Here is a 23,455-nt window from a genome sequence, read left to right on the forward strand (position 1 = left end):
GTGAATCCGGAAAGAGTGTTGCTGTAAAAACAAAACGCCGGCTTGTTGCCGGGTGTTTACCCGGCAGCCGGCGCTTGCTGCCTGTCAGATCCGATTATAACGAATCAGGACAGATTTTTAAGGAGGTCCTGCGCCTCCGCTTTCTGATCTTCGTTTCCTTCCAGTGCAACTTCCTCAAGGATATCGCGGGCTCCGTCAGCATCGCCCATCTCGATGTATGCCCGTGCAAGATCGAGTTTGGTGGCCGCCTCGTCGGTGCCTGCGAGGAAATCAAAGTCATCTTCGTCACCGAGCTCGCTTTCTTCAATATCGGCGGTCTGTGCTTTACCTGATCCATCAGAAACTTCATCGGAAGCCACCGGCAGATCCAGGTCTTCTTCCGAAGTTGCCTCGTCACTTGCCGCGGCGTCAGATTCTTCCAGTTCCTCGGTGATGCCCTGCTGTTCGAGTTCCTCGGCACCCTCTACAGATTGCTCTGGATTGGCTTCGTCCGCATCGCCCTCACCAAGGGCATCTTCAAGACCAAGCTCTTCGTCGAGAGACGCTTCTTCAGTTTCCTCAGGATTGGCCGAATCTGCAGAGTCGGAGAACTCCTCCATCAGGGCCAGATCTTCGTCAGAGACATCAAGCTCAAGATCGTCCAGCGAAGATTCCTCAATCTCGCTGCCGCCCAGCTCGTCTTCTTCGCCGGCGACCTTGTCCAGTTCGGCGTCCAGTTCATCCAGGAAGGATTCGTCCAGTGAATCAATGTCCGCCTCAGCATCCGACTCTGCAAACTCTTCAGTCGACGCTTCCGGCTCGGTCGTTGATTGCTCCTCAGACAGATCGCTATCGGCAAGATCACCCTCTTCGAGATCCAGGCTCAGGTCTTCTTCGGATTCACCAAGCCCCTGTTCTTCAACAGATGACTCTTCAGTACTCTCGTCGAACTCGGAAGACAGGTCCCAATCACCGGATTCTTCCAGTTCCGAGGCGTCTTCAGCCTCAGCCTTTTCTTCATCAGACTCCAGTTCGAGGCCAGACAGATCGTATTCGATCATGTCGTCGGGGCTCTCTTCCTTACCGCCTTCAGCCTCTTCACCTTCGGAAGCCTCGGCAGTCTCCTGCTCGTCGAATTCATTCAGCTCGAAATCGGAAAGGTCAGTCTCGGATAGATCAGAGTCGAAGTCACCGAATTCATTCTCGACAGGCTCTTCGCGCTCGGAATCGAATTGATCCGCAAGAAGCTCTTCGGATTCCGGCTTATCCTGCGTTTCTTCCGGCTCATCACCAGTGTCTTCCGAGTCGTAAGAGGTTGCGAAGGAATCCGAACGCAATTGCGATTCGAGATCATCGATGCTGGGCATCGACTCGGCTTCCTCCAACCGGGCCCGCAGTTCGTTGGCACTTGTCAGCGCCTCGTCGTCTTCCAACGCCTCAATCTCACCGAACTGCTTCTCAAAGGAATCGCGGTCCTGAGTGTCTGCATAGACACCCAGAAGCTTCAGGCGCAGATCAGTACGGCTGGGCTCGCGGGAGATTGCAGTCTCCAGGGTTTGCGCCGCCTGATCATGCTGGCCATAGGCTATGTAGGAATCCGCCTCTGCAAGGGCGTCGCCTGCGGCCGATTCCTGATCCTCCTCATCCAGGCTCAGGTCGAACGAGTCAGCTCCCTCGTCAGCTTCACTGTTGAGCTGCTCATAAAACGCCTTTTCCCGGTTTGCATTGCGACGGGCAAGCAACAGAAGCAGCAGTAGAAGAAGAATCAGACCGCCACCCAGGGCAATCTGATACATCGGATTACCTGTAATGGCATCGATGACGTTACCCGGGAAGCCCTTATCAGCCGCGGGTGCCTGGGGTGCTGGTTTGGGTGCAGGCTCCTGTGCCTGATCTGGCTCCGACGCAGCTGGCGCTGCAGCAGCGGTTTCCTCAACGGGTTCATCAGCTTCCGCACTAGCCGGCTCTTCTGCACCTGCCATCGCTGACTCTTCCGGAGCTTCGCCAGCCTCCGCAATTGCCTGCTCATCAGTTCCTTCACCCGGCTCAGCCATGGTGCTGGTTTCATCAGCCATGGCATCAGACTCAGCCATTTCTGCAGGTTCGGCAGAGCCTTCGGAGTCTTCTGCGTCACCATCCGTCATGTCGGCATCAACAGCTACGGACGCTTCTCCTTCAGGAACCTCGTCTGCTGCTTCGGTACCTTCCGGAGCCATCGCTTCGTCTGCCGCCGAATCCGCAACCTCACCTTCAAGTGACTCGGCCGGCTCAGTAGGTTCGGCGCCGGTTGCCTGCTGCATTTCAGCAAGCTGAGTGTTCTTCAGCTCAAGCAGCCGCTGAAGGGTCTGAACCTGATCCTGAAGATCCTCTACGCGGCTGTTCAGCTCGTCATTTTCGCGACGGGCGCTTTCAAGCTCTTCCATTGCGACTGCAGTGCCCGCATCAACACCGCCGGGCAGTTCGCTGTCACCGCCCGCAGAGCCATTTTCGCTCGACTCAGTGCCGGTTTCCTCGGAGACCACCAGTTTCAGTTCATCGCCACCGGAAGCAGCCTCTTGCTGAGTTGAAGGTTCTGGTTGCCGCTGAGCGGTTGCATCCACCGTACGCTGGGGAGCCTGGAATGCTTCATTCTGCTGGGCAACCAGACGGGTCGCCTCAGCACGGGTCCGGCTCTGGATCTGATCGAGAGAGGGCACCCGCAGGACTTCACCGCGCTTCAGGCGGTTAATGTTATTACCAATAAAAGCGTCTGGATTTAGGTCCTGGATTGCCAGCATGACCTGCTGCATGGAAACGCTGTTGTCAGGACGCACCTGGGAAGCGATGGTCCAGAGAGTGTCCGAAGCACCGGTGGGCCCGAAGGTATTGGCCTGATACCCGGTGCTGAGGGAGCGCTCGGCCTGTTGCTGACGACGCACTGACTCGGCACTGCGGCTGGTGCTCGGCTGACTGGTTGCCCGAGTCGTAGTGACTGTTGGAGTACTGACCTGCTCCTGCACGCCAGACTCTTCCGCGTAGACAGGCGGATCCACAAGCACCGCGTATTCCCGCATTAACCGGCCGCTTGGCCAGGTCAATTCAAGCAGGAAGTTCAGGTACGGTTCCCTGAGCGGTTCCCGGGAGGAGACATTGACAATGAGACTGCCATCGTTGCCGGTTACCACCTGGAAACGAAGCTTGCTGAGAAACTGGTTGCGATCCAGCCCCACCCGCTCGTATGCCTGTTCCGAAGCAATGTTGACGAACACGTCCGCTGGATTGACGCCACGGCTTTGGGGCAGAACAATTTCTGCATCCAGTGGCTCGTTCAGATAGGACTGAAGTTCAATTTCACCCAGCCCCAGGGCCTGTGCGACGCCGGATCCGAGCCCTCCCGCCAGAGCCAGGGCAACCGCAAGCTTGCGTACCTTCATGCTTTTTCCTTTCCAGTCTCCGTTATTCGTTACTGCTCTCTTTCAAACAGAATCGGACGAGGTTGGATGACTTCCGTCTGGATCATTCTCGTTATTATGTGTTCTTTTTAATTTTCAGTCCGGCAAGTATTGTTGATAAAACCTCTTTTATCAATCAATCAGCCGCAATCCTTGTACCATTTTTTTATCAATCGCGCGGAACTACCTAGCGCTCTTGAAAATAACAGGGGCGGAGGCTGAAATCAGCCTCCGCCCCATTACCGGTTCACTGAAACCGGACACAGTTGGCATTTATTGCCTCTGTGTAACAATTTTTAACGCTCCTGAAGGATCCGGAGCATCCGACGAAGTGGCTCAGCGGCACCCCAAAGCAACTGGTCGCCCACGGTGAACGCAGAAATGTACTCCGGTCCCATGGTCAGTTTACGAATGCGGCCAATCGGCACGCTCAATGTGCCTGTCACCTTCGCCGGGGTCAGTTCCTCGATGGTCGCATCGCGATCATTGGGGATGACCTTCACCCAGTCGTTCGCTTTGGCAAGGATCGATTCGATTTCAGAAACCGGCAGATCCTTCTTGAGCTTGATGGTCAGCGCCTGGCTGTGGGAGCGCATCGCGCCGATCCGCACACAGATACCATCAATGGGAATCGGGCTATCGGAGCGACCAAGAATCTTGTTGGTCTCAACACCCGCTTTCCACTCCTCCTTGCTCATTCCGTTGTCGAGCTGCTTGTCGATAAACGGAATCAGGCTGCCCGCCAGGGGCACCTGGAAGTGCTCGGTCGGGAAGCCATCCGAACGCATGGATTCGGTTACCTTGCGGTCGATCTCCAGGATCGCAGAGGACGGATCATCTAGCTCGGATTTCACGCTTTGATTGAGCTCGCCCATCTGGTTCAGCAGCTCGCGCATATTCTGTGCGCCAGATCCGGAAGCCGCCTGGTAGGTCATGGGTGAGACCCACTCAATCAGATCCTGCTCCAGCAGACCACCAAGGGCGAGCATCATCAGGCTCACGGTGCAGTTGCCACCGATGTAGTCCTTGACGCCTTTCTCAAGGGCAGCATCAATCACGTTACGGTTGACCGGATCCAGAACAATCACGGAATGGTCGACCATCCGGAGCGTGGAGGCTGCATCTATCCAGTAGCCTTCCCAACCGGCGTCCCGCAGCTTCTGATAAACCGCACCGGTGTAATCGCCACCCTGACAGGTCACGATCACATCCATCGTTTTCAGAATCTCGACGTCAAAAGCGTCCTGAAGAGGCGGAACGCCTTCCTTACCTACGTCCGGTGCAGGCTTGCCAGCCTGGGAAGTGGTGAAAAACACCGGTTCGATGTCGGCGAAATCGTTTTCTTCACGCATGCGCTGCATGAGGACCGAGCCCACCATGCCACGCCAACCTACAAGTCCAACTCGCTTCATGTGCGATCTTTAGACCTCGTTTTATGCCCGCCCTCTACCTTTATCGCTGGCAGGGACAGGATGGATGATCCCGCGGCAACTGCGTCCCGTTGCCGTCGGGTCTCAAATACACTGGCCGGGGCCTCGGCTTTACAGCGCTGCCAGAACCGCCTCACCCATTTCCCGGGTGGAGACCTTCTTCGCGCCCTCGGACATGATGTCCGCAGTACGCAGCCCCTGATCCAGAACCTTGCTGACCGCCGCTTCAATAGCTTCAGCGGCCTTTTCCTCATTCAGACTGTACCGCAGCATCATGGCGGCACTGAGGATAGTGGCCAGCGGATTGGCAATACCCTGGCCGGCAATATCCGGCGCAGACCCGTGGCACGGCTCATACATACCCTGCTTTTCCGAGTTCAGCGACGCCGATGGCAACATGCCAATTGAGCCGGTGAGCATAGCCGCTTCGTCCGAGAGAATATCACCAAACATGTTTCCAGTCACAATCACATCAAACTGCTTGGGTGCGCGGACCAGTTGCATAGCGGCATTGTCCACATACATATGAGACAGCTCGACATCCGGATATTCCCGGCGCAAATCGTTCATGATTTCGCGCCACAGAACAGTTACTTCCAGCACGTTGGCCTTGTCCACAGAGCACAGTTTCTTGCCCCTCTGCTGGGCGGCCTCAAAGGCAACGCGACCAATACGACGAATTTCCGATTCGGTGTAGGCGTAAGTGTTGTAGCCCTGGCGTTCACCGCTCTCAAGCTCACGCACGCCACGAGGCTGACCAAAATAGATGCCCCCGGTCAGTTCGCGGACGATCATGATATCCAGACCGGAAACAACCTCGGGCTTCAGGGAGGAGGCAGAAGCCAGCTGCGGATAAAGAATGGCCGGGCGCAAATTGGCGAACAACTCAAGGTTGGAGCGCAGGCCCAACAGGCCTTTTTCGGGGCGCTTAGCCATCGGCAGGCTGTCCCACTTGGGGCCGCCAACAGCGCCCAATAGAATCGCATCGGCCCTGGTTGCCTTCTCAAGGGTTTCATCCGGCAGCGGCGTGTCGGCCTCATCAATCGCCGCGCCGCCCACGAGGCCGGATTCGAAGCTCAAACCCGGATTGAACTGATCGTTAATCTTGTGAAGTACCTTTTCCGCTTCGGCAACGATTTCCGGGCCGATACCGTCGCCTGGGAGCATCAGGATTGTTCTGGACATGTTGTTTCCTTGTTCTATTCCTCAATGTCGGATTACGCCTCCGGCTAATCCGACCTACGTTTTCGGGTATTCCTGAGAGATGGCAGGCAGGTCGGATTAGCGCCAGCGTAATCCGACACTAAAATCAGCTGCCAGCCCCGAACAACCAGGGCGCCGTCTTCCGGCGGCTTTCCTCGTAAGATTGGATCAACTCCGCATCTTCCAGAGTGACCCCGATATCGTCGAGGCCGTTCAGCAGGCAATGACGACGAAAATCATCCACCTCGAACGTGAAGGTTTCACCAGCAGGCGTAGTCACGGTTCTCGCTTCAAGATCGACCGCCAGTTGATAGCCTTCACTCTGCTCGACTTCCTTGAACAGTTGGTCGACCACTTCCTCAGTAAGAACAATGGGTAACAAGCCATTCTTAAAGCAGTTATTATAGAAAATATCGGCAAAACTCGGGGCGATGATCACCCGGAAACCGAAATCTTCCAACGCCCACGGCGCGTGCTCGCGGCTGGACCCACAGCCAAAGTTACGCCGCGCCAACAGTACACTGGCGTTCTTGTACCGATCCTGATTCAGAACAAAATCAGGATTGATCGGTCGGGTGGAACAATCCAGGTCCGGCTTGCCCTCATCCATATATCGCAGTTCATCAAACAGGTTCGGACCAAAGCCGGTGCGCTTGATGGACTTCAGAAACTGCTTCGGAATAATCATGTCCGTATCCACGTTGGAACGGTCCATGGGGGCGACAACGCCCTGATGTTGCTTGAATGCGCGCATGGTTCTCTCCTGTGGATCAGTTCATCAGCTCACGGACATCAACGAAATGCCCTGTTACCGCGGCAGCGGCAGCCATGGCCGGGCTTACCAGGTGGGTTCGCCCACCGAAGCCCTGCCGACCCTCGAAGTTCCGGTTAGAGGTAGAGGCACAATGCTCACCCTGCCCCAGCTTGTCGGCATTCATGGCCAGACACATAGAGCAGCCCGGATCACGCCATTCCAGACCGGCCTCGATAAAGATCTTGTCCAACCCTTCCTGCTCCGCCTGGGCTTTCACCAGCCCGGACCCCGGCACCACCATGGCCTGTTTCAGGATCGGAGAGACCTTGCGACCTTTCACCACGGCAGCGGCCTCGCGCAGGTCTTCAATCCGGCTGTTGGTACACGAGCCAATAAACACCCGGTCCAGCTTGATTTCGGTAATTGCCATATTGGGTTGCAAACCCATGTACTTGAGAGCACGAACAATGCCTTCCCGCTTGATCGGATCGGCTTCCTGCTCCGGATCGGGCACCTTGCCATCGATTCCGGCCACCATTTCCGGCGACGTACCCCAGCTCACCTGTGGCTGGATCTCCGAGCCTTCCAGCTCGACAACCTTGTCGAAGACCGCATCGCTGTCGCTGTGCAGGGTGCGCCAGTACTCAACCGCAGCATCCCATTGCTCACCCTTGGGCCCGAATGGACGATTGCGGACATACCCAATGGTGGTGTCATCAACCGCGACCATACCAACCCGTGCACCGGCCTCGATGGACATGTTGCAGATGGTCATCCGCCCTTCCATGCTCAGCCCCTGAATGGCCTCGCCGCCGAATTCGATGGCGTAACCAGTGCCGCCGGCAGTTCCGATCTTGCCTATGATGGCCAGCACGACATCCTTGCCGGTAACGCCAGGCCCCAGCTTGCCGTTCACCTTCACCAGCATGTTCTTCATCTTTTTCTGGACGAGACACTGGGTGGCCAGCACATGCTCAACCTCACTGGTACCAATACCATGAGCCAGGCAACCAAAGGCGCCGTGGGTAGAGGTGTGGGAATCGCCACAAACGATGCTCATCCCTGGCAGGGTTGCACCCTGTTCGGGCCCGATCACGTGCACAATGCCCTGGCGCTGGTCCTTGATCTTGAACTCAAGAATTCCGAACTCGTCGCAGTTCTTGTCCAGCGTTTCCACCTGAATTCGGGAAACCGGGTCTACAATGCCCTCGACACCGCGGTCGCGATCCGTGGTGGGCACGTTATGGTCCGGCGTCGCAATGTTGGCATCGATCCGCCATGGCTTCCGTCCAGCCAGCCGCAGGCCTTCAAATGCCTGAGGTGATGTCACTTCGTGCAGCAACTGGCGATCGATGTAAATCAACGCCGAGCCGTCATCGCGCTGTTTGACGAGATGATCGTCCCACAATTTGTCGTATAAGGTCTTGCCCGCCATGGTTCTCTCTCACTCTCTGGGGGTTTCTGGTTCTGACGTTTGATGTTGGTATCTTACCGCCTGGAGCCGGATAACCTCAATTCATGTTTTTTATCTTTGGCATCCTTTTTGGTTATACTTCGGTGAAGGTCCCGGGTTGGGACAGCACTTTCAAAACACGCCTACAAGCACATCCATGTGGGCTCGAATCGGGCCATCCCTGGCCCTCTACGGTTTTGAAAGTGCTGTCCCAACCCGCTCCCCAGACAATTGAGCAGCCCGCAATAATGCCCGAGGCGCCTGGTGGGGCGAACCTCCCAAAACTGTGGAGCGCCAGGGATGGCGCGACCGAGCCCTACAGGGATGTATTTACGGGCGTGTTTTGGGAGGTTTGCCACTCCAGGCAACCTGCTCCCAAGCTCCAGGCCAGAGGACCCTTCCGTGGACTCAAACGCATTAAAAGCTTTTCTGACAATCGTCGACCAGGGCTCCTTTTCAGAGGCCGCAGAAACCCTGCACCTGACACAGCCGGCGATTTCCAAACGCCTGGCGGCCCTGGAAAACCAGCTTGGCACCAGCCTAATCGACCGGAGCAACCGACAGATTCGGCTGACCGATGCTGGTAGCCGGTTACTGCCGCATGCGCGTCGAATACTGGATGAAATCCACAATGCCCGGGTTGCGTTGTCGCCGGACTCCGGGCAAGTGGAGGGTGAGCTTCAGATTATCGCGAGCCACCATATCGGCCTGCACCATTTGCCGAACTGGCTCCGACGGTTCAAGCGGGAATACCCTCAGGTGTCCATCAACCTGCAATTCATGGAATCCGACGCCGCCTATGAACAGATGCGAAAACGCAACGCCGAGCTCGCGTTTGTGACACTCAGCGACAGCATGGAACCCAGTTTTCATGTTTTCGCCCAATGGCCAGACCAGATGGTATTCGTGGCCGGTGCTGAACATCCTCTGGCGTCACTAAAGCGCCCGGGACTGTCAGATCTCGCAGGCCACCCTGCACTTTTACCGGACACCAGCACCGCAACATACCGGGTGGTCAGCCGGCTGTTTCTGGAAGCGAATCTACACCTGAATCCGCAGATGCCAACCAACTACCTGGAAACCATCAAAATGATGACCAGCGTTGGCCTGGGCTGGAGTGTTCTTCCCCTGCGCATGGTTGATGACAGCCTGAGGGTGCTTGAGGTGGGCAAGCGAGTTTCGAGGGTGCTTGGTGGAATTGGTCTCTCCGGGCGGCAGCTCAGCAACGCTGCCCGGGCACTGCTGGAAATAGTTCAGGAAGAAGAGAATGCCTGAACTTCAACCCTCACCAGGCCCGGGTGGCGGCCGCAGGCCTCGCCAAGTGATCACGATTGCAATTGCCATGGCGGCAGCACCACCCCAAAAGGCCGCCGAGGTGCTGAAGCCATCCACCAGAAACCCCGACAGCCAGGCACCCAGTGCGCCGCCAGCTCCAAACGTCAGGCCGCTGTAAAGGGCTTGCCCCTGGCCGTGATGATGCTTGCCGAAAAAGCCCTGGATGTACTGAACCGAAATCGCATGCAATGCGCCATAAGACGCCGCATGCAGCAGCTGTGCGAACAGCAGCACGACAACAACATCGGTGACCTCGGCAATCAAGATCCAGCGGATCATGGTTAATGTCAGAGCGCCAACCGCAATCTGGCGCACCGAAAAAATGCGAGTTAACCGATGCATCACCAGAAACAGCGCAATCTCTGCAAAAACACCCAGAGACCACAACAGACCGATCGACAGTTTGCTGTATCCGTGCTGTTCCAGATGAATGCTGAAGAAGGTGTAATAAGCACCATGGGATACCTGCAGGAGGAAGTTCATCAAAAAGAAGGTCACCACCGCCGGGTGCGTGACGATGGCTTTCAGGCTTCCTTTCGGTGCCGGCGGCTTTCGTTCGCCCCGCTCGGCAGGCACCAGGAAGGCTGACACCGCAATGCCCGCAAATACCGGCAGCAAAAGCCATGGCAGGTTCTGAATCGGCACCATTTCCAAGAATCCGCCAACCAGAGCTACCGCTCCGATAAACCCCACCGAGCCCCAAAGCCGAACCCGCCCGTATTTCTCCTTCTGCTCGCCCAGGGTGCGCAGGGTGATCACCTCATACAGCGGCAGAATGGCATTCCAGAAAAACGTGAACGCCAGCATGACCAGCAGCAACCCATAGAACCCCGGTTCCATAAACACACCGGCGAAGAACAGCGAACCGGTAATAGCGCCAAACCGGACGAGACGAACCCGTTGTCCGGTTTTATCGCCTAACCAGCCCCAGACACTGGGGGCAATAATTTTGGTCAGCTGGATCGTCGCCATCAGGGTGGCGATCTGGAGATAGGAAAATCCCTGGCCTTCGAGGTAAAGGGACCAGTATGGCAGGAGCCCACCGAGGAGAGCGAAGAACCAGAAATAGAGGTTGGAAAGGCGCCAGTAGATAGAAATACCCCGCAAGTCAGGCTGCTTTGTCGGGACTCACTGCCCAAAAATGTGGAGCGCCAAGGATGGCGCGACCAAGCCCTACAGGGAAGTATTCACGGGCGTTTTTTGGGCAGTGAGTCCCGACAAAGCAGCTTCACCAAGCCTGATAAACAGATTCAGAGCTGACCAATCACCGGCGTAGAAACAGACACGTCGGCGTTCTGCCCACGGTGTCGCAGATAATGGTCCATCAACACAATGGCCATCATAGCCTCGGCGATGGGCGTTGCCCGAATACCAACACAGGGATCATGCCGCCCGGTGGTGATCACTTCACAGGGATCGCCGTTCACATCAATACCCCGCCCCGGCAACCGCAGACTCGAAGTGGGCTTGAGCGCAATACTGGCCACAATGGGTTGGCCCGATGAAATGCCACCCAGCACACCACCCGCATTGTTCGAGAGGAAGCCTTCTGGCGTCATCTCATCCCGGTGCTCGGTGCCCTTTTGCTCAATACAATCAAATCCAGCGCCAATCTCCACGCCCTTCACAGCATTGATACTCATGAGTGCATGGGCCAGATCTGCATCCAGACGATCAAAGATCGGCTCGCCAAGCCCTGGCGGCACGCCCTCTGCAACCACGTTAATCCGGGCACCAATGGAATCCCCCTCCTTACGGAGCGCATCCATGTAGGCTTCCATCTCGGCAACCTTGTCCGCATCCGGGCAGAAAAACGGGTTCTGATGAACCTGCTCCCAATCCAGTTTTTCGGCCTTGATAGGGCCCAATTGAGACAGATAGCCGCGAATCCGAATCCCAAGATGTTGCTCCAGGAATTTCCTTGCAACCGCACCGGCAGCCACACGCATGGCAGTTTCTCGGGCAGACGAACGACCACCACCGCGGTAATCCCGAACACCGTACTTGTGCATGTAGGTATAGTCGGCGTGAGCCGGCCTGAACTGTTCGGAGATCTTGGAATAATCCTTGGAACGCTGGTCGGTATTCTCGATCATCAGACCAATCGGCGTGCCTGTGGTCTTACCCTCAAAAACACCGGACAGAATTCTTACCTCATCGGCTTCCCGACGCTGGGTGGTATGCCTGGAGGTGCCAGGCTTGCGGCGATCAAGATCCCGCTGCATATCTGCCTCAGAGAGCTCGAGCCCGGGAGGACAGCCATCAATAATGCACCCCAATGCAGGCCCGTGGCTTTCGCCAAATGAGGTGACCGTAAACAGTTTTCCGAAAGAATTTCCCGACATAATTCAGTATCTTGTTCAGCTTTATTGAGAATTCAGATTAACTGGATGCCTGCCACTGACGCAGATCCGGTTCGGTAATCAGAAAGACGCCATCACCGCCATTTTCGAACTCCAACCAGGTCAGCGGAAGATCAGGATAGGCCTCATCCATTGCCACCCAGCTATTACCAACCTCCACAACCAGAAGTCCACCTGGGGTAAGATGGTCAGCCGCACCAGCAATAATGCGGTGGGCGATATCCAGCCCATCTTTGCCTGCGGCAAGGCCGAGTTCAGGCTCATGGCGGTATTCATCCGGCATGCCAGACAGATCTTCCGCATCAACATAAGGCGGATTGCTCACGATGATATCGTAACGGTCCTCGATATGTTGAAAGACATCCGACTGTACGGTACGAACCCGTCCCCGGACTCCGTGCAGTTCAATATTCGATTCCGCTACCTCCAGCGCATCTGCGGAGATGTCCGAGAGGACCACTTCCGCTTCGATGAAAACGGACGCAGCACCAATGCCAATACAGCCGCTTCCCGTACAGAGATCGAGGATCCGTTCAACCGGCTTGTCCGCCAGCCAGGGCTGAAAACCGTTTTCAATCAGTTCACCAATGGGAGAGCGCGGAACCAGTACCCGTTGGTCCACATGGAACGGCATGCCCATGAACCAGGCCTCTCCCAACAGGTAGGCCAATGGCACTCGTTCGTTTACCCGGCGGTCAACCCTTTCCAGAATCAGCTCTCGCTCTTCGCGGGTCAGCCGGGCATCCAGGAACACGGTGTTGTTTTCGAGAGGAAGATGCAGGCTACGCATGACCAGCTGAACCGCCTCATCCCAGACGTTGTCCGTTCCGTGGCCGAAAAACAGGGGCGAAGCGGCAAACTTTGAGGAGGCGTAGCGAAGGTAATCCCGAACGCTGTGAAGGTCGTCAATGGGGCTGGTCACAAACATAAATCCTGTGCGAGAGCGTGTCAGCGCAGGATTATACGCTGTTTATCCGTCCAACTGCAGCCCACGCGCAACGGCTGTCGCCAATTGCCTCAGATCGCCATCGGGCCGGAGCTGTTACGGCTTTCCTCGTACCGATCCAGGGCAGCTGCCATTCGCTCCCTGCCCAGTTGAATCAACTCCGGCGCTTTGTGGTAATCGTAGCTCCGACAGGCATTCTTGGGGATATTAACCAGCAAATCGGGTGGATATCCGGCAATTTTGTACTGCACCAACGCGCTCTGCATCGTCTCGATGGTGAGGTTCATAACATCAAATTTCCCGATACCAAGCTTGTCCCAATCGATGGTTTCGTGCTCTTCCTGGCTCTTCTTGTCACTCGGTTTCTTGTCGTGCTGCTTCTGATGTTCTTTTTTATGCACGGCTCGGCTGATTTTTTCTTCCGGGCTGTCGCCATTGTCCGGCTTTCGGGCCGTCAGGGATTTCAGGGTGTCCCAGTCGAACCAACGCGACGCTTTCTCGCGGATCGTATCCACCCACTCGTCCATATCCGTTTGATCATCTTCCACAGGCGAAAATGCGGCGTCCGGAATTCGCCGTCTACGGTCATCCTCACCGCTGAGATTAACCGCCACGATCATATCGGCGTGGGACGATATGGTTGGGATGATTGGCAGCGGATTGAGCAAGGCCCCGTCAACAAGAACCCGGCCGTTGAGAACCAGGGGCGTAACAACGCTTGGAATGGCCACTGAGGCCCGAATGGCCTGATCCAACGGGCCTTCCTGGAACCAGATTTCCTTGTGGGCAAGCAGATCGGTGGCGACAGCGGTAAAAGCGATAGGCAGGTTCTCGATCCGGGTGTCACCCAGCATTTCCCTGACCACCGAAAAAATCTTCTCTCCGCGAATAGCGCCAACAGAATTGAAAGTAACGTCCAGCAGCTTCAGGACATCAAACTGGCCCAACCCCGTAACCCAGTCCTTGTAATCCTGCATCTTGCCGGCCCCGAACATGCCGCCTATCAATGCCCCCATGGAGCAGCCAGAGATGGCAACAATGTCGTAACCACGCTCTACCAGTATTTCTATGGCACCGATATGGGCATACCCACGGGCCCCGCCACTTCCCAGCGTCAGGGCGACGGTCTTGCGCGGCTTGTTTCGGTTATCCCCTTTTTCAGGATTGGCCGGTGCATGCGTGGAAGAAACATCCGAGCTTTTGAGGACCTTGGAGACATTGTCCTGAGGATCGTGCTCTGGGGGCTTGTCCTTCTGCTCTTTGTCGTCGTCCTTTGTTGGGCCCATGACCATTACCTCGTAATCACTATCACTTCTACCCGATCGCCCTGCCTGTCTGGATCACTGAAGACACCTGCCGGGCCAACCACGATGATCTCCTGCTGGTTGCGTGAAACACCTGTCTTCGAAAGCACCTCCGCAAGCGACTCTGTGGCCAGACGGGCACGCTCCATCGACTCAGCGAACGATTCATCGGTTTCCAGTACAGAATAGCCCACCAGGACAACCACTGTACCCTCTTCACGGGCCAGGTCGGTCACCCGTCTGCGGTCCGTTGCCTGCCAGTCAAACCGATAGGTCATACCACCTTGCCAGGGCACAATGATCGGCCCCTCAACTCGACTGGTCCCAATGCCAAATCCCGGAATCATAGCTCCGGATTCCACCTTCAGGTGTTCCACCCAGACATACTCCCGCAAGTTGCCCCGGGTAACCGTATAAACCAGGGTCAGCCAGCGAGAGCCATCCTCCGCAACGGTGCCGGCAACCAGATAATCCTGCGTTGCATCCCGCCCATAGAGAACGGCCTGGTTGAAAATCTGGTTTGCCCAGACGTTGCTTCGTCCACACCGGATGCTGGAACACTCGAAAAGAATCTGGGCATTCCTCTGCCGCAACAGACCCAGATAATGGTCCCGCGCCTCTTCCCGACTGGAGTCCCGGGCAATCCGATACAGGCGCCCTTCGCCAGTCACAGGTAGCCGAGCCAGGGATTCGGAGCGGATTTCGTTATTGATCTCTCTTACAGGGCTGAACAAGACCAGGTGCCCCGAGGATTGAATCCGGACGGTGCCCTCAAGCGTCGATTGCGGATACGCCTCGGGCATATCTTCTGGCGCAGCCTGTGAGACAGTCGAAAACGCCAAGAAACCGAGAGCTAGAACAAGAAAACGTTTGAACAATAATTTCAGCAAGCGATTACTCATTTTCCAGGAATTGTCTGATGGCTGTTACTACCGGACCGGTCTCGCCATCAAGATGGCAGTGGTGACCCCCGGGGACTTTCGCAATCTGGAGGTGCGCAATGGCTTCCGCACGTTTGTCCAGGTCCTTTCTGTACGACAAAAGACCCTGATCGGCTCTGACGAAAAGCACCCGGGTGTCTATCGCTGCCAGCGAGGCCAATACCTGATCTTCGGTCATCATCAGCGGCGAGGGATGTCGCAGCCGGGGATCGGTCTGCCAGACGTAACCATCCCCCTGGGGTTTCATATTACGTGGAATCAGGGTCAGAGCAGCTTCGGGGCTGAGCGGACTCAATCCGCCCTCGCGGGCTTTGGCTGCGGTGGCGATATCCGGGTATACAACCTGCTTACCTGAGCCTGCAATGCGTTTTTTGATGGCCTTTCGTAGCTGGGGAATGGTCTCTTTGACCGGCCGACTGAGGGCACCCAGGCTATCGATCATCACAAGATTCTGAACCCGTTCCGGGAACGCTGCCGCGTACAGGGCGCCAACAATTCCACCAAGGGAATGACCAATAATGTTGATCCTGCCATGCGGGGTTTCCTGGAAATAGCGCTCAACCAGTTCAGCCAGATCGGCAACATAATCCATCAAGAGATAACTCTGGCCTTCCGGGCGGTGTCCGGAATGGCCATGCCCGGCGAAGTCCAGGGCGTAAACCGGCCCAAGGGATGTCAGTTCCGGTGCCAGCTTTACAAAGGTAAGACTGTTGTCGAGCCAGCCATGCAGCATGAGGATAGGAGTATTGTCATGACTCTCTGGCTCGGAGGGCCAACTGAGACCGGCCAGGGTGATGTGCCGGAGTTTCCAGGCTGACTCCCGGAATGCCGGAGTAGTTCCCTGAGTGCCGATAGGCTCTGGCTGGCTGCCGGAAGCCTCCGTGGGAATCACCATATCGTTCATCCGACTCCCGCCTTCACATTGTGTGGGTTGGGCGATCGGAACTCAGCGAGCCTGCCAGATAGGATTCAATCTTGGTCCGGGCCGTTTCATCGTCACCATTGAACTGGACACCGATGCCCGCCGCGCGGTTACCCTGGGCCCCCTTGGGCGTTATCCATATGACCTTGCCGGCAACGGGGATCTTTTCAGGCTCATCCATCAGGTTAAGAAGCAGAAACACCTCGTCGCCCAGTTGATACTGCTTCTGGGTCGGGATAAACAGACCACCCTGGCGGATATAAGGCATGTATGCGGCATAGAGCACTGCCTTGTCCTTGATTGTCAGGGTAAGTATGCCACTGCGCGCGCCAAATCCTGGCCCCATAACTGACACCTTTCTCTAAGATCGTATTGAACGTTTTCGGGATCTGAAAATCCCTTTCATTCCGGAATCATAGCAGCTGTTGCCCCCAAAGGCGCAATCTTGCAGGCAATGATCACCTATGCCGCAGGGCGTTTGACTGGCATCAGCTTTTGCCAGGCAATCAGAAGCCGACTTGCTTCCAGCTCCGGGCTGGCGTTGTACACACCCGCTGCCCTTGAATCCTTTACCATATCGAGCAATTCATGGGCCCGCCAGGCAGGTGTGGTTCTGGCAAGGAAGCCGAGCATATCAGCGGCTTCGCTATCCTGGGCACTTCCGCCGGCTATCAGGCGGGCCAGGTCGGCGGCCCAGGTCTCAAACAACCACAGGGTATCCTCCAGCCCCATCGACTTGAACGCCTTGGCGGCCTCGCCCACCGGAATTCTGGATTTCATGAACTCCTTGAAGCGCTCCAGAGCCGTATCGCGAAGGCCAATAAAATCACCGGTAGCATAGTCGAGGGCCAGCCTCGGCGCGTTCCCGGCGAGCATCAGGGCTTTTGCCAGCACCTCAGCAGAGGGCTGGTCGTCTTCTGGCAGATCCCGCACGCGGCTGGCGAGCCATTGATTAGCTTCCTTGTTGCCCGGCACAGGAACAGTCAACGTCTGGCAACGGGAACGTATGGTAGGCAGGACAGGACGCCCGCTCTCCTGCAACAGGATCAGAGTGACATCGGGCAGCGGTTCTTCCAGGGTCTTGAGCAACGCATTCGCCGCGTTGATATTCAATTGGTCCGCCCGATCGATGATCGCCACCTTGTGATGGGCCACCTGCGGAGAGGCCACTGCAAAAGACGAAAGCGCCCTGACCTGATCAACCTTCACCATTCGGGATTTTTCCGGCGCATAAACCCGGATATCAGGGTGGCTGGCAGCCGCCAGGAGTTCACACTGCTTACAGTGCCCACAGGCAACCGGCTTACCCGCATCACTATTCACAGGCTTTTCACACAACAACAGTCCGCCAACAGCCTCGGCCCAGGCCCGCTTACCGATTCCCCGCTCTCCCACGAGGATCAGGGCGTGCGGGAGTCGATCTTCCGCTACACGGCTTTGCACGGTTTGCCAGGCGCGGGTAAGCCACGGCATATCTTGGGCAATGTCAGTCACTGGATTTTCCTGTCCGAGTCCTGGATCTGCGCAGCGGGCGCTTCCGCAGTTGACGCTTCATAGTGGCGAGGAGACGGCGCATTCGCTTTACCTGTTCACCCCCGTTTTCGTCTTTAGCAGCGCCATAGTAATGGCTGTTGACCATACGGGCAAAAAGCCTGGCCGAATCTGCCGCGGCCGGTTCTGCTTTCGCCAGTCGTGACGCCAGCACCGATGGCGTTTCACCATGGCGAACAGGCACCCCGGCGCTGGCGCACAGCCGATACCAGGTATCAACCACTCTCCGAAACGCGTCTCGCCGTTCTCCCCGGCGCATCTGGAGCGCCGAAATCAACCCGGCAATCAACAAGCCGGCGCCAACGATACCTGCCGTCATGTACCCCAGCTCCCGCATGCCGAACCCACCGGGTAACCGAGACATAAAATCCATCTGGGTCTGGCCCTGGTAACCGACCACCCAGCGCTGCCACTGGTAGTTGATGCGATCCAGCTGCAGGCTTGCCCATTGCACCAGGGCTACATCGGCGTACCGCTGGGGTGAGGCCCAATTGTCTTCCAGGAAAGATCCCTCTTCGGCAACGGCATCCCGAAGGCCAGATTCAATCCGGTCCGGCGCAATGGCCGCTGTAGGATCGACCCTCACCCAACCTCGCCCATCAATATAGGCTTCAACCCAGGCGTGGGCGTCGTACTGGCGCACGATCAGGTAATCGCCGCCGGCCCCGCTTTCTCCACCCTGGTAACCGACCACAACTCGCGAGGGAATGCCCGCAGCCCGGAGTACGAAGGTGGTGGCGCCTGCGTAGTGGGCGCAAAAGCCCCGTTTTTCGTCGAACAACAGGGAATCAATGCCGTCATCGGGCATGGCAGGTGGTCTAAGCGTGTAGAAATATTCCTGTTCACGGAATCGTTGCAGGAGAGCCCTGACGACCTGTTCATCACCCATCGTACGGCGAAGCTCACCGGCTAATTCCCGGGCCCTGGGATTGCCTTCCGCCGGCAACTGGAGGTACTGCCGCAATTGGGCAGGGCTTTGCTGCTCAGGGGATGAACCCTCTTCCTCCAACGCCAACCGGTAGCGAACCGGGCTGTCAGCTGGCCGCCGAAACCGGAAAAGGTCAGCCATACCCTCGAAGACGTTATCCGAGACTGCACGCGAGTTTTCAAGTGCAAAGGCCCAACGTTGATCGGTTGGCTCCAAAAGGACGTCATACTGATTCGGTTCCAGGTCTCCTATCCCGCCATCAACCGCTACGCGGCCGAGAGGACGAAAACCCTCTCGCTGCCCCTGGCGCCAGGTCTCTCCATCCAGATAGTCGAGAATGAGGCCGCGCCAGTATCGGTCGCGATAGGCGGGCACTTCGCCTCCAAACGTTACCCGGAAAGCCCGTTCACTGCTCTGGGCCAGATTGGAAATGTCGCCGGGTCTCATGGTGTCGCTGATACCGGTGCGGGCCTCACCCGAAACCAGCGGAACGCTCCACAGCGGGGACATTCGGGGAAAAAAGACGAACAATAGAATGACGATCGGTAATGTCTTCAGGAACATACCGCCCAATCTGCGCCAAACAGACGTCATTCCCTTGGGGAGTTCCGGTGCGTTCAGCACCTGCAACCCGACAAGCAGCAGCGCTATCCCCGTGAAGTTGACCAATGTCCAGAGAATCTCCTGGTGGAAGAGGAAATTCACGGAAGCGAGATAGGTGAGAATAAAGAACAGGACATAAAAGTCCCTAACTGAACGGGTTTCCAGCCATTTGAGGCCCACAGCGAGCACAAAAAACGAAGCGGCGGTATCCACCGTAAACCGCCCCTGTACCGTTGCGACATAGACACCAATCAGCACAAGCATAATGCCTGTGCGCAACAAACGACCGGGAAGCCGCACACGCCCATACTGTGCAAGCCACCGCCAGGCCGCCAGTACGGCACAGGCGGCAATCAGCCACACGGGCAAACGGTCCCATTGGGGCAATAGAAGCAAACCAAAACCGGCGATCAGCCAGAGCAGAGCCCTCGAGGGCAAATTGTTCCCGCTAGCATCGTCTGATTCTTTGCCTCGCAGGCGGTCCAGAATACTCAAGCCTGACCCTCCGCAGCCCACCTTTGCGCCCCATCCTTGGGCTTCCTCCGCGTTCCGTGGGGCTCGGCCACCGCATCCCTTGGCCGCTCCTCGCCCCAGGTCGCCAATACCCGGAGACACCTGGCCACATGGGCTGGGCCAGAGTCCGGCTCGATGATCTGGCCCGGGAGGTTCAGCCCGAACCGCACGCCACTACGCCCCCGCTCATTCACCAGAAACGCCAGGTAACTCAACCGCAATTCATGGTCTGCTCCAGGATAGGCGTTAAAATCCAGCCAGTAGGGACTGCCCTGTTCGCCCTCCCAGTCAGCGACCACCATTTGCCCTGTTCGTGCGAATCGTTTCCAGAGCACCCGCTGGCTGAGATCGCCTTCCCGCCACGGCCGTATATCGGCGTGATCGTTGCCTTCGACAGATCTTGCCTCGGCAGACTCATCGCCATCCGCGACCGTGCTGAATGCCTCTGGCGCCTCAATCGGCCTCGGAAATACAACACCGGCAGACACTGGCCGAAGCCAGGACCAGGCCTTCAGCAGGCCGAACGGAAACCGGGTCTCAATTCGAACCCGATCAGGACGCAAATAGCCCCGATGAGCGGAATGAACCGGCAGAGTGACATCCTGCGCCTCGCCTGAATGGACGTGCACTGGAGCAAGTCCCGATTCTTCGCACGAGAGAAGGATGGCGATGGCGTCATCCCGCCCTGCCTTCAGGCGTAGCCGGAAAGGAATATCATCGCCAGCAAAGCCCTCTCCTGGCTGAATCAGGGTGAGCTCAAGGCCGGACAGATTTCGATGGGTCTGATGCATGGCGCCGACAAACACAGCGCCCAATAAAAAGGTGCTCAAGTAGATAAGGCTATTTTGGTAATTTATTCCGGTCAGCAACATGATGACCAGCAAAAGGCCAAATACCAGGCCGGCGCCGGTAGGCAGGATAAAAATGTTTTTTTGACTGAAGGTCTGAAGATCGGACCGCGGAATGCGGCGGTTGATCCAGCGACGAAATCGGTTTGTGAACGGCTTTTTCATGGTGTCACTGAGGCCCTGGGATGCCGAAAAAGTTCATGGTATTCGAGCATGTTTTTGCTGTGTTTAGTAACAGTACCGAAAAATCGACGATTTTGATCACAATCCCGGACCTTCCAGCTTGAATTCCTGTCCTACAAACCGAATACTCGCTTCAGGGAGCGTATTTTTTATACAAAAGGGGCCAGAATATGAAACGCCGACACCTGCTCACCACCGCCATCAGCGGTCTGGTTGTTGCTTTACCTGCCTTTGGTGGCGTTCAGACCATGACCTCGGACGAGATGGTGGAAACCTATGTTAAGGATTCCGCCGTTATCGTTGTGCCCAAGGAGCGGAAGGAATCTGACGCCGATCGGCAACGTATTCTGCGCTCACTCACGATCTCCCCTGGCGAACCAGTCCTGTCCGAAGCGGAAGAGGAAGCCTACCGGGACGCACTACAGCGGTATATTGACGAGGGCAAAACCGATGCCCTGGAAAGCGCAGAAGAGGAATTTCTCCGGCGCGCCCTGCTCCTGCCCCAGGAAGAAATCGCCAGGGCACAGCCGCCGGCCGAGTTTACGCCAACGATTCCACCGATCATTTTTGGCCAGCAAGCACAGATTCCGGAAGAGCCTTTCACACAGACGTTTCTTAACGATCAATTGGGAATTGGCTTTGATGGCCAGAACCTGAATTTCAGTATCGGTAATCCACCGGGGATTGATCAGATACAGGTTCCGCAGGCTATTAATGAAGGACCGATTACACTGACGCCGCGGCCGGGTGGCGGGTTCGATCTTTCTATTGCGGTGCCGGATCAGTAACGCAGAGTAAGTTGATTCGATTTGAAAACGGCAGCCCGGAATGGCTGCCGTTTTTTTGTTGGCTTGCGTTTTCTTTTGGCCAATAAAAACGCCCCGCGAAGCGGGGCGTTTCACCAAATTTGGCGTTAGGTCAGATTAGTGACCGTATACAGCCAGCTTGGTGTCGGAGATGTGGAGGTTATCGATACCGATAGTACCGATGTTAGTTCCACCAACACGGGTCTCTTGGATGTTCACATCCATCAGCACATCGTCAACGTCTACGCGCAGGACATCCGCACGTGACCCATCAAGATTGTCACCTTTATATACATCAAGGCGGGCAACCGCGAAGGATTTGTTCGCGCCGTTATTGCCGGAAGCAAGCGCAGCGAGGGTGCCTTCAAGTACCGGATCTTCACCGTTTGCATCGTTCAGAAGCGCAGCAATCTCTGCGTCAGTGTATGTCTGACCGCCAGCGTTTGCACCTTGGATGCTCAGGCCGGTAATGCCAACCGCCAGGAAGTCTACCTCAAAGTCCATTTGCTCGACAGTGAAGGCAACATCCAGGTTCAGAGTGCCAGTGTTAGCACCAGCTGCGACGTCCGTGGTGTCAACGCGAATATCCAGAGCACCCAACAGACCCCAAGCTTTCATGTCGGAAATGAGGGTGGTGTTCTCAGAGTTATCCGCAGCGCGTAGCGACATCTCGCCAACCTGCATACCCCAGTCGATGGGCGCGCCTGTGTTTGAACCAACATGGATAACTGCGTCGCCATCTGCCGCAACGTCAATATCGATCTTCAGGTCGTCCAGCAGGTTGCTTTGAGTAGCCAAACCAGGAACAGCAACGGGGTCACCCGTGTTTGGATCTGTAGGAATCAGACCACTCGCATTGGCACCACCGATTTCGATGTCAGATACCGCGAAGGTACCTTCATCGGTGTAGGTGAACTCGCCGATGGAAACGCGGGTTTCCAATTCGATAGTTACACCTGCCTGACCAGTTACGTTCCCCATTGCGCTATCATCCAACGCCTTGAGGTCTGCATTTGCTGCGAAAGGGGAAGCAGCGACTGCTGTAGCAAGAGCAAGTTTCTTCAGGCCTTTCATTATTATCTCCTTGAGTAAACTCTTTTTGATTGTTTTCCGAGTTTTATTTTTGTGAAGTTCTGTAACCTCACACCTCCATTTAAGATTGTTTTACAGTCCGAGTCCGTGAATGAACGCACAGTTCCGGAAGACTAAGCTACAGCTTGTGCCTGACACTCAGACACCCTTTTTCTTCTGGTCATAAAAGATCTGAAATGACTTTTCCTGCGACATAGCAGCTCCAAATGAGACATCCCCTTGGTCTAACTCAAGAGGAATCAATTTCAAGCCTGAGATGCCCAGTCGATGTTCATGCTCTACTACTACAACCCTCTGTTTCTCACCTTCTTTGGTTATGGTGCCTGGATAAACAATTAACGCGGCATCAATTTTATTGTGCCTAGCCAGAGACCGCAGGCTAGCCCTGAAAACTTGCAGCTTCGCTGAAGGAGGTGCATTTTCAGACTTCTCGTCCAACGTAACTTTTTTGAGTTTGCGATCTTTAAGAACCATCCATGCCCCGGGCCCAAAAATCGCAGAGCTCTCTAACTCCTGCTCCAGATCAGACATGGATGCTTTAAGCATGGACGTAAGGTCCTTCTCTGCTGTTAACATTGCTGCCGCTAGCTCCTCCTTCGTGAGCTTGCCGTCCGACAAAATGCCAGAATCGTTCGCTATGTTTTCCTGGGAACTTGCAGTTAGCGAAAACAAAGTTAGAAAAAGAAAAACGAGAAACACGCACTTAGTCCGTATTCTGTACATCGTCATATTTACTCCATATGGCGTGGAATGCTCTGACTTCCCATCCGGGAGAAGCCTTCCAATTTAGTTTTTATACTGGGGAGACTCTTCTAACTCGGCTAGAATGCCCATCAATTGGTAGACCGACACTAGTCGTAAAGAGCATTT

The 23,455-nt window shown here is 56.0% G+C and carries 19 protein-coding genes; 2 read left to right on the top strand and 17 right to left on the bottom strand.

The genetic code is table 11. From position 1 onward, the window contains the following. Positions 1-104 precede the first annotated feature (104 nt). The 5 genes from SIC15_RS10505 to leuC all read right to left on the bottom strand — a co-directional run bounded on the left by SIC15_RS10505 (position 105) and on the right by leuC (position 8,232). Positions 105-3,392 carry a FimV/HubP family polar landmark protein gene (locus SIC15_RS10505; RefSeq protein ID WP_412535808.1) on the bottom strand — a complete coding sequence of 1,096 codons (3,288 nt, stop codon included), beginning with the start codon at positions 3,390-3,392 and terminating at the stop codon, positions 105-107. 314 nt (positions 3,393-3,706) lie between these two features. Next, positions 3,707-4,822, bottom strand: a complete 1,116-nt coding sequence (gene asd, locus SIC15_RS10510) for an aspartate-semialdehyde dehydrogenase (protein ID WP_412535809.1) — start codon at positions 4,820-4,822, stop codon at positions 3,707-3,709. Positions 4,823-4,951: 129 nt separating this feature from the next. Next, positions 4,952-6,025, bottom strand: a complete 1,074-nt coding sequence (gene leuB / locus SIC15_RS10515) for a 3-isopropylmalate dehydrogenase (RefSeq protein WP_412535810.1) — start codon at positions 6,023-6,025, stop codon at positions 4,952-4,954. A gap of 124 nt (positions 6,026-6,149) precedes the next feature. Beyond that, on the bottom strand, positions 6,150-6,797 hold the full coding sequence (leuD, locus tag SIC15_RS10520) for a 3-isopropylmalate dehydratase small subunit (protein ID WP_412535811.1): 648 nt from the start codon (positions 6,795-6,797) through the stop codon (positions 6,150-6,152). 16 nt (positions 6,798-6,813) lie between these two features. Then, the gene (gene leuC / locus SIC15_RS10525; protein WP_412535812.1) at positions 6,814-8,232 is read right to left on the bottom strand and encodes a 3-isopropylmalate dehydratase large subunit; all 1,419 of its coding nucleotides are present in this window, start codon (positions 8,230-8,232) and stop codon (positions 6,814-6,816) included. Positions 8,233-8,652: 420 nt separating this feature from the next. Between leuC and SIC15_RS10530 the strand changes: the two genes are divergently transcribed. Then, on the top strand, positions 8,653-9,525 hold the full coding sequence (locus SIC15_RS10530) for a LysR family transcriptional regulator (RefSeq protein ID WP_209397211.1): 873 nt from the start codon (positions 8,653-8,655) through the stop codon (positions 9,523-9,525). Between the two features lie 3 nt (positions 9,526-9,528). Here SIC15_RS10530 and SIC15_RS10535 read toward each other — a convergent pair whose 3' ends face one another. The 10 genes from SIC15_RS10535 to SIC15_RS10580 all read right to left on the bottom strand — a co-directional run bounded on the left by SIC15_RS10535 (position 9,529) and on the right by SIC15_RS10580 (position 20,669). Further along, positions 9,529-10,692, bottom strand: a complete 1,164-nt coding sequence (locus SIC15_RS10535; RefSeq protein WP_412535813.1) for an MFS transporter — start codon at positions 10,690-10,692, stop codon at positions 9,529-9,531. A gap of 143 nt (positions 10,693-10,835) precedes the next feature. Continuing rightward, positions 10,836-11,930 carry a chorismate synthase gene (gene aroC / locus SIC15_RS10540; RefSeq protein WP_412535814.1) on the bottom strand — a complete coding sequence of 365 codons (1,095 nt, stop codon included), beginning with the start codon at positions 11,928-11,930 and terminating at the stop codon, positions 10,836-10,838. Between the two features lie 37 nt (positions 11,931-11,967). Next, positions 11,968-12,870, bottom strand: a complete 903-nt coding sequence (prmB, locus tag SIC15_RS10545; protein WP_412535815.1) for a 50S ribosomal protein L3 N(5)-glutamine methyltransferase — start codon at positions 12,868-12,870, stop codon at positions 11,968-11,970. Between the two features lie 95 nt (positions 12,871-12,965). Beyond that, on the bottom strand, positions 12,966-14,180 hold the full coding sequence (locus SIC15_RS10550) for a patatin-like phospholipase family protein (RefSeq protein ID WP_412535816.1): 1,215 nt from the start codon (positions 14,178-14,180) through the stop codon (positions 12,966-12,968). Positions 14,181-14,185: 5 nt separating this feature from the next. Beyond that, on the bottom strand, positions 14,186-15,001 hold the full coding sequence (locus SIC15_RS10555; protein WP_412535817.1) for a DUF4892 domain-containing protein: 816 nt from the start codon (positions 14,999-15,001) through the stop codon (positions 14,186-14,188). Positions 15,002-15,092: 91 nt separating this feature from the next. Continuing rightward, entirely contained in the window at positions 15,093-16,043 is a 951-nt protein-coding gene (locus tag SIC15_RS10560) for an alpha/beta fold hydrolase (RefSeq protein ID WP_412535818.1), read from the bottom strand. A gap of 13 nt (positions 16,044-16,056) precedes the next feature. Beyond that, positions 16,057-16,407 carry a PilZ domain-containing protein gene (locus SIC15_RS10565; RefSeq protein WP_008171779.1) on the bottom strand — a complete coding sequence of 117 codons (351 nt, stop codon included), beginning with the start codon at positions 16,405-16,407 and terminating at the stop codon, positions 16,057-16,059. Positions 16,408-16,523: 116 nt separating this feature from the next. Next, a complete protein-coding gene (locus SIC15_RS10570; protein ID WP_305966936.1) occupies positions 16,524-17,555 on the bottom strand; it encodes a DNA polymerase III subunit delta' in 1,032 nt (343 codons plus the stop codon). Further along, a complete protein-coding gene (locus tag SIC15_RS10575; protein WP_412537607.1) occupies positions 17,548-19,629 on the bottom strand; it encodes a DUF3488 and DUF4129 domain-containing transglutaminase family protein in 2,082 nt (693 codons plus the stop codon). Before SIC15_RS10575 ends, SIC15_RS10570 begins: the two co-directional genes overlap by 8 nt. Before the next feature lie 5 nt (positions 19,630-19,634). Further along, positions 19,635-20,669, bottom strand: a complete 1,035-nt coding sequence (locus SIC15_RS10580; protein ID WP_412535819.1) for a DUF58 domain-containing protein — start codon at positions 20,667-20,669, stop codon at positions 19,635-19,637. A gap of 188 nt (positions 20,670-20,857) precedes the next feature. Between SIC15_RS10580 and SIC15_RS10585 the strand changes: the two genes are divergently transcribed. Then, the gene (locus SIC15_RS10585; RefSeq protein WP_412535820.1) at positions 20,858-21,475 is read left to right on the top strand and encodes a hypothetical protein; all 618 of its coding nucleotides are present in this window, start codon (positions 20,858-20,860) and stop codon (positions 21,473-21,475) included. Between the two features lie 135 nt (positions 21,476-21,610). Here SIC15_RS10585 and SIC15_RS10590 read toward each other — a convergent pair whose 3' ends face one another. Both SIC15_RS10590 and SIC15_RS10595 read right to left on the bottom strand, forming a co-directional pair. Further along, complete coding sequence (locus SIC15_RS10590) at positions 21,611-22,567, bottom strand: DUF6160 family protein (RefSeq protein WP_412535821.1); 957 nt, start codon at positions 22,565-22,567, stop codon at positions 21,611-21,613. A gap of 156 nt (positions 22,568-22,723) precedes the next feature. Beyond that, complete coding sequence (locus tag SIC15_RS10595; RefSeq protein WP_412535822.1) at positions 22,724-23,131, bottom strand: hypothetical protein; 408 nt, start codon at positions 23,129-23,131, stop codon at positions 22,724-22,726. Positions 23,132-23,455: the final 324 nt, after the last annotated feature.

The sequence above is a fragment of the Marinobacter sp. MIT932201 genome, from assembly GCF_047123295.1.
Taxonomy (GTDB): Bacteria; Pseudomonadota; Gammaproteobacteria; order Pseudomonadales; family Oleiphilaceae; genus Marinobacter; species Marinobacter salsuginis.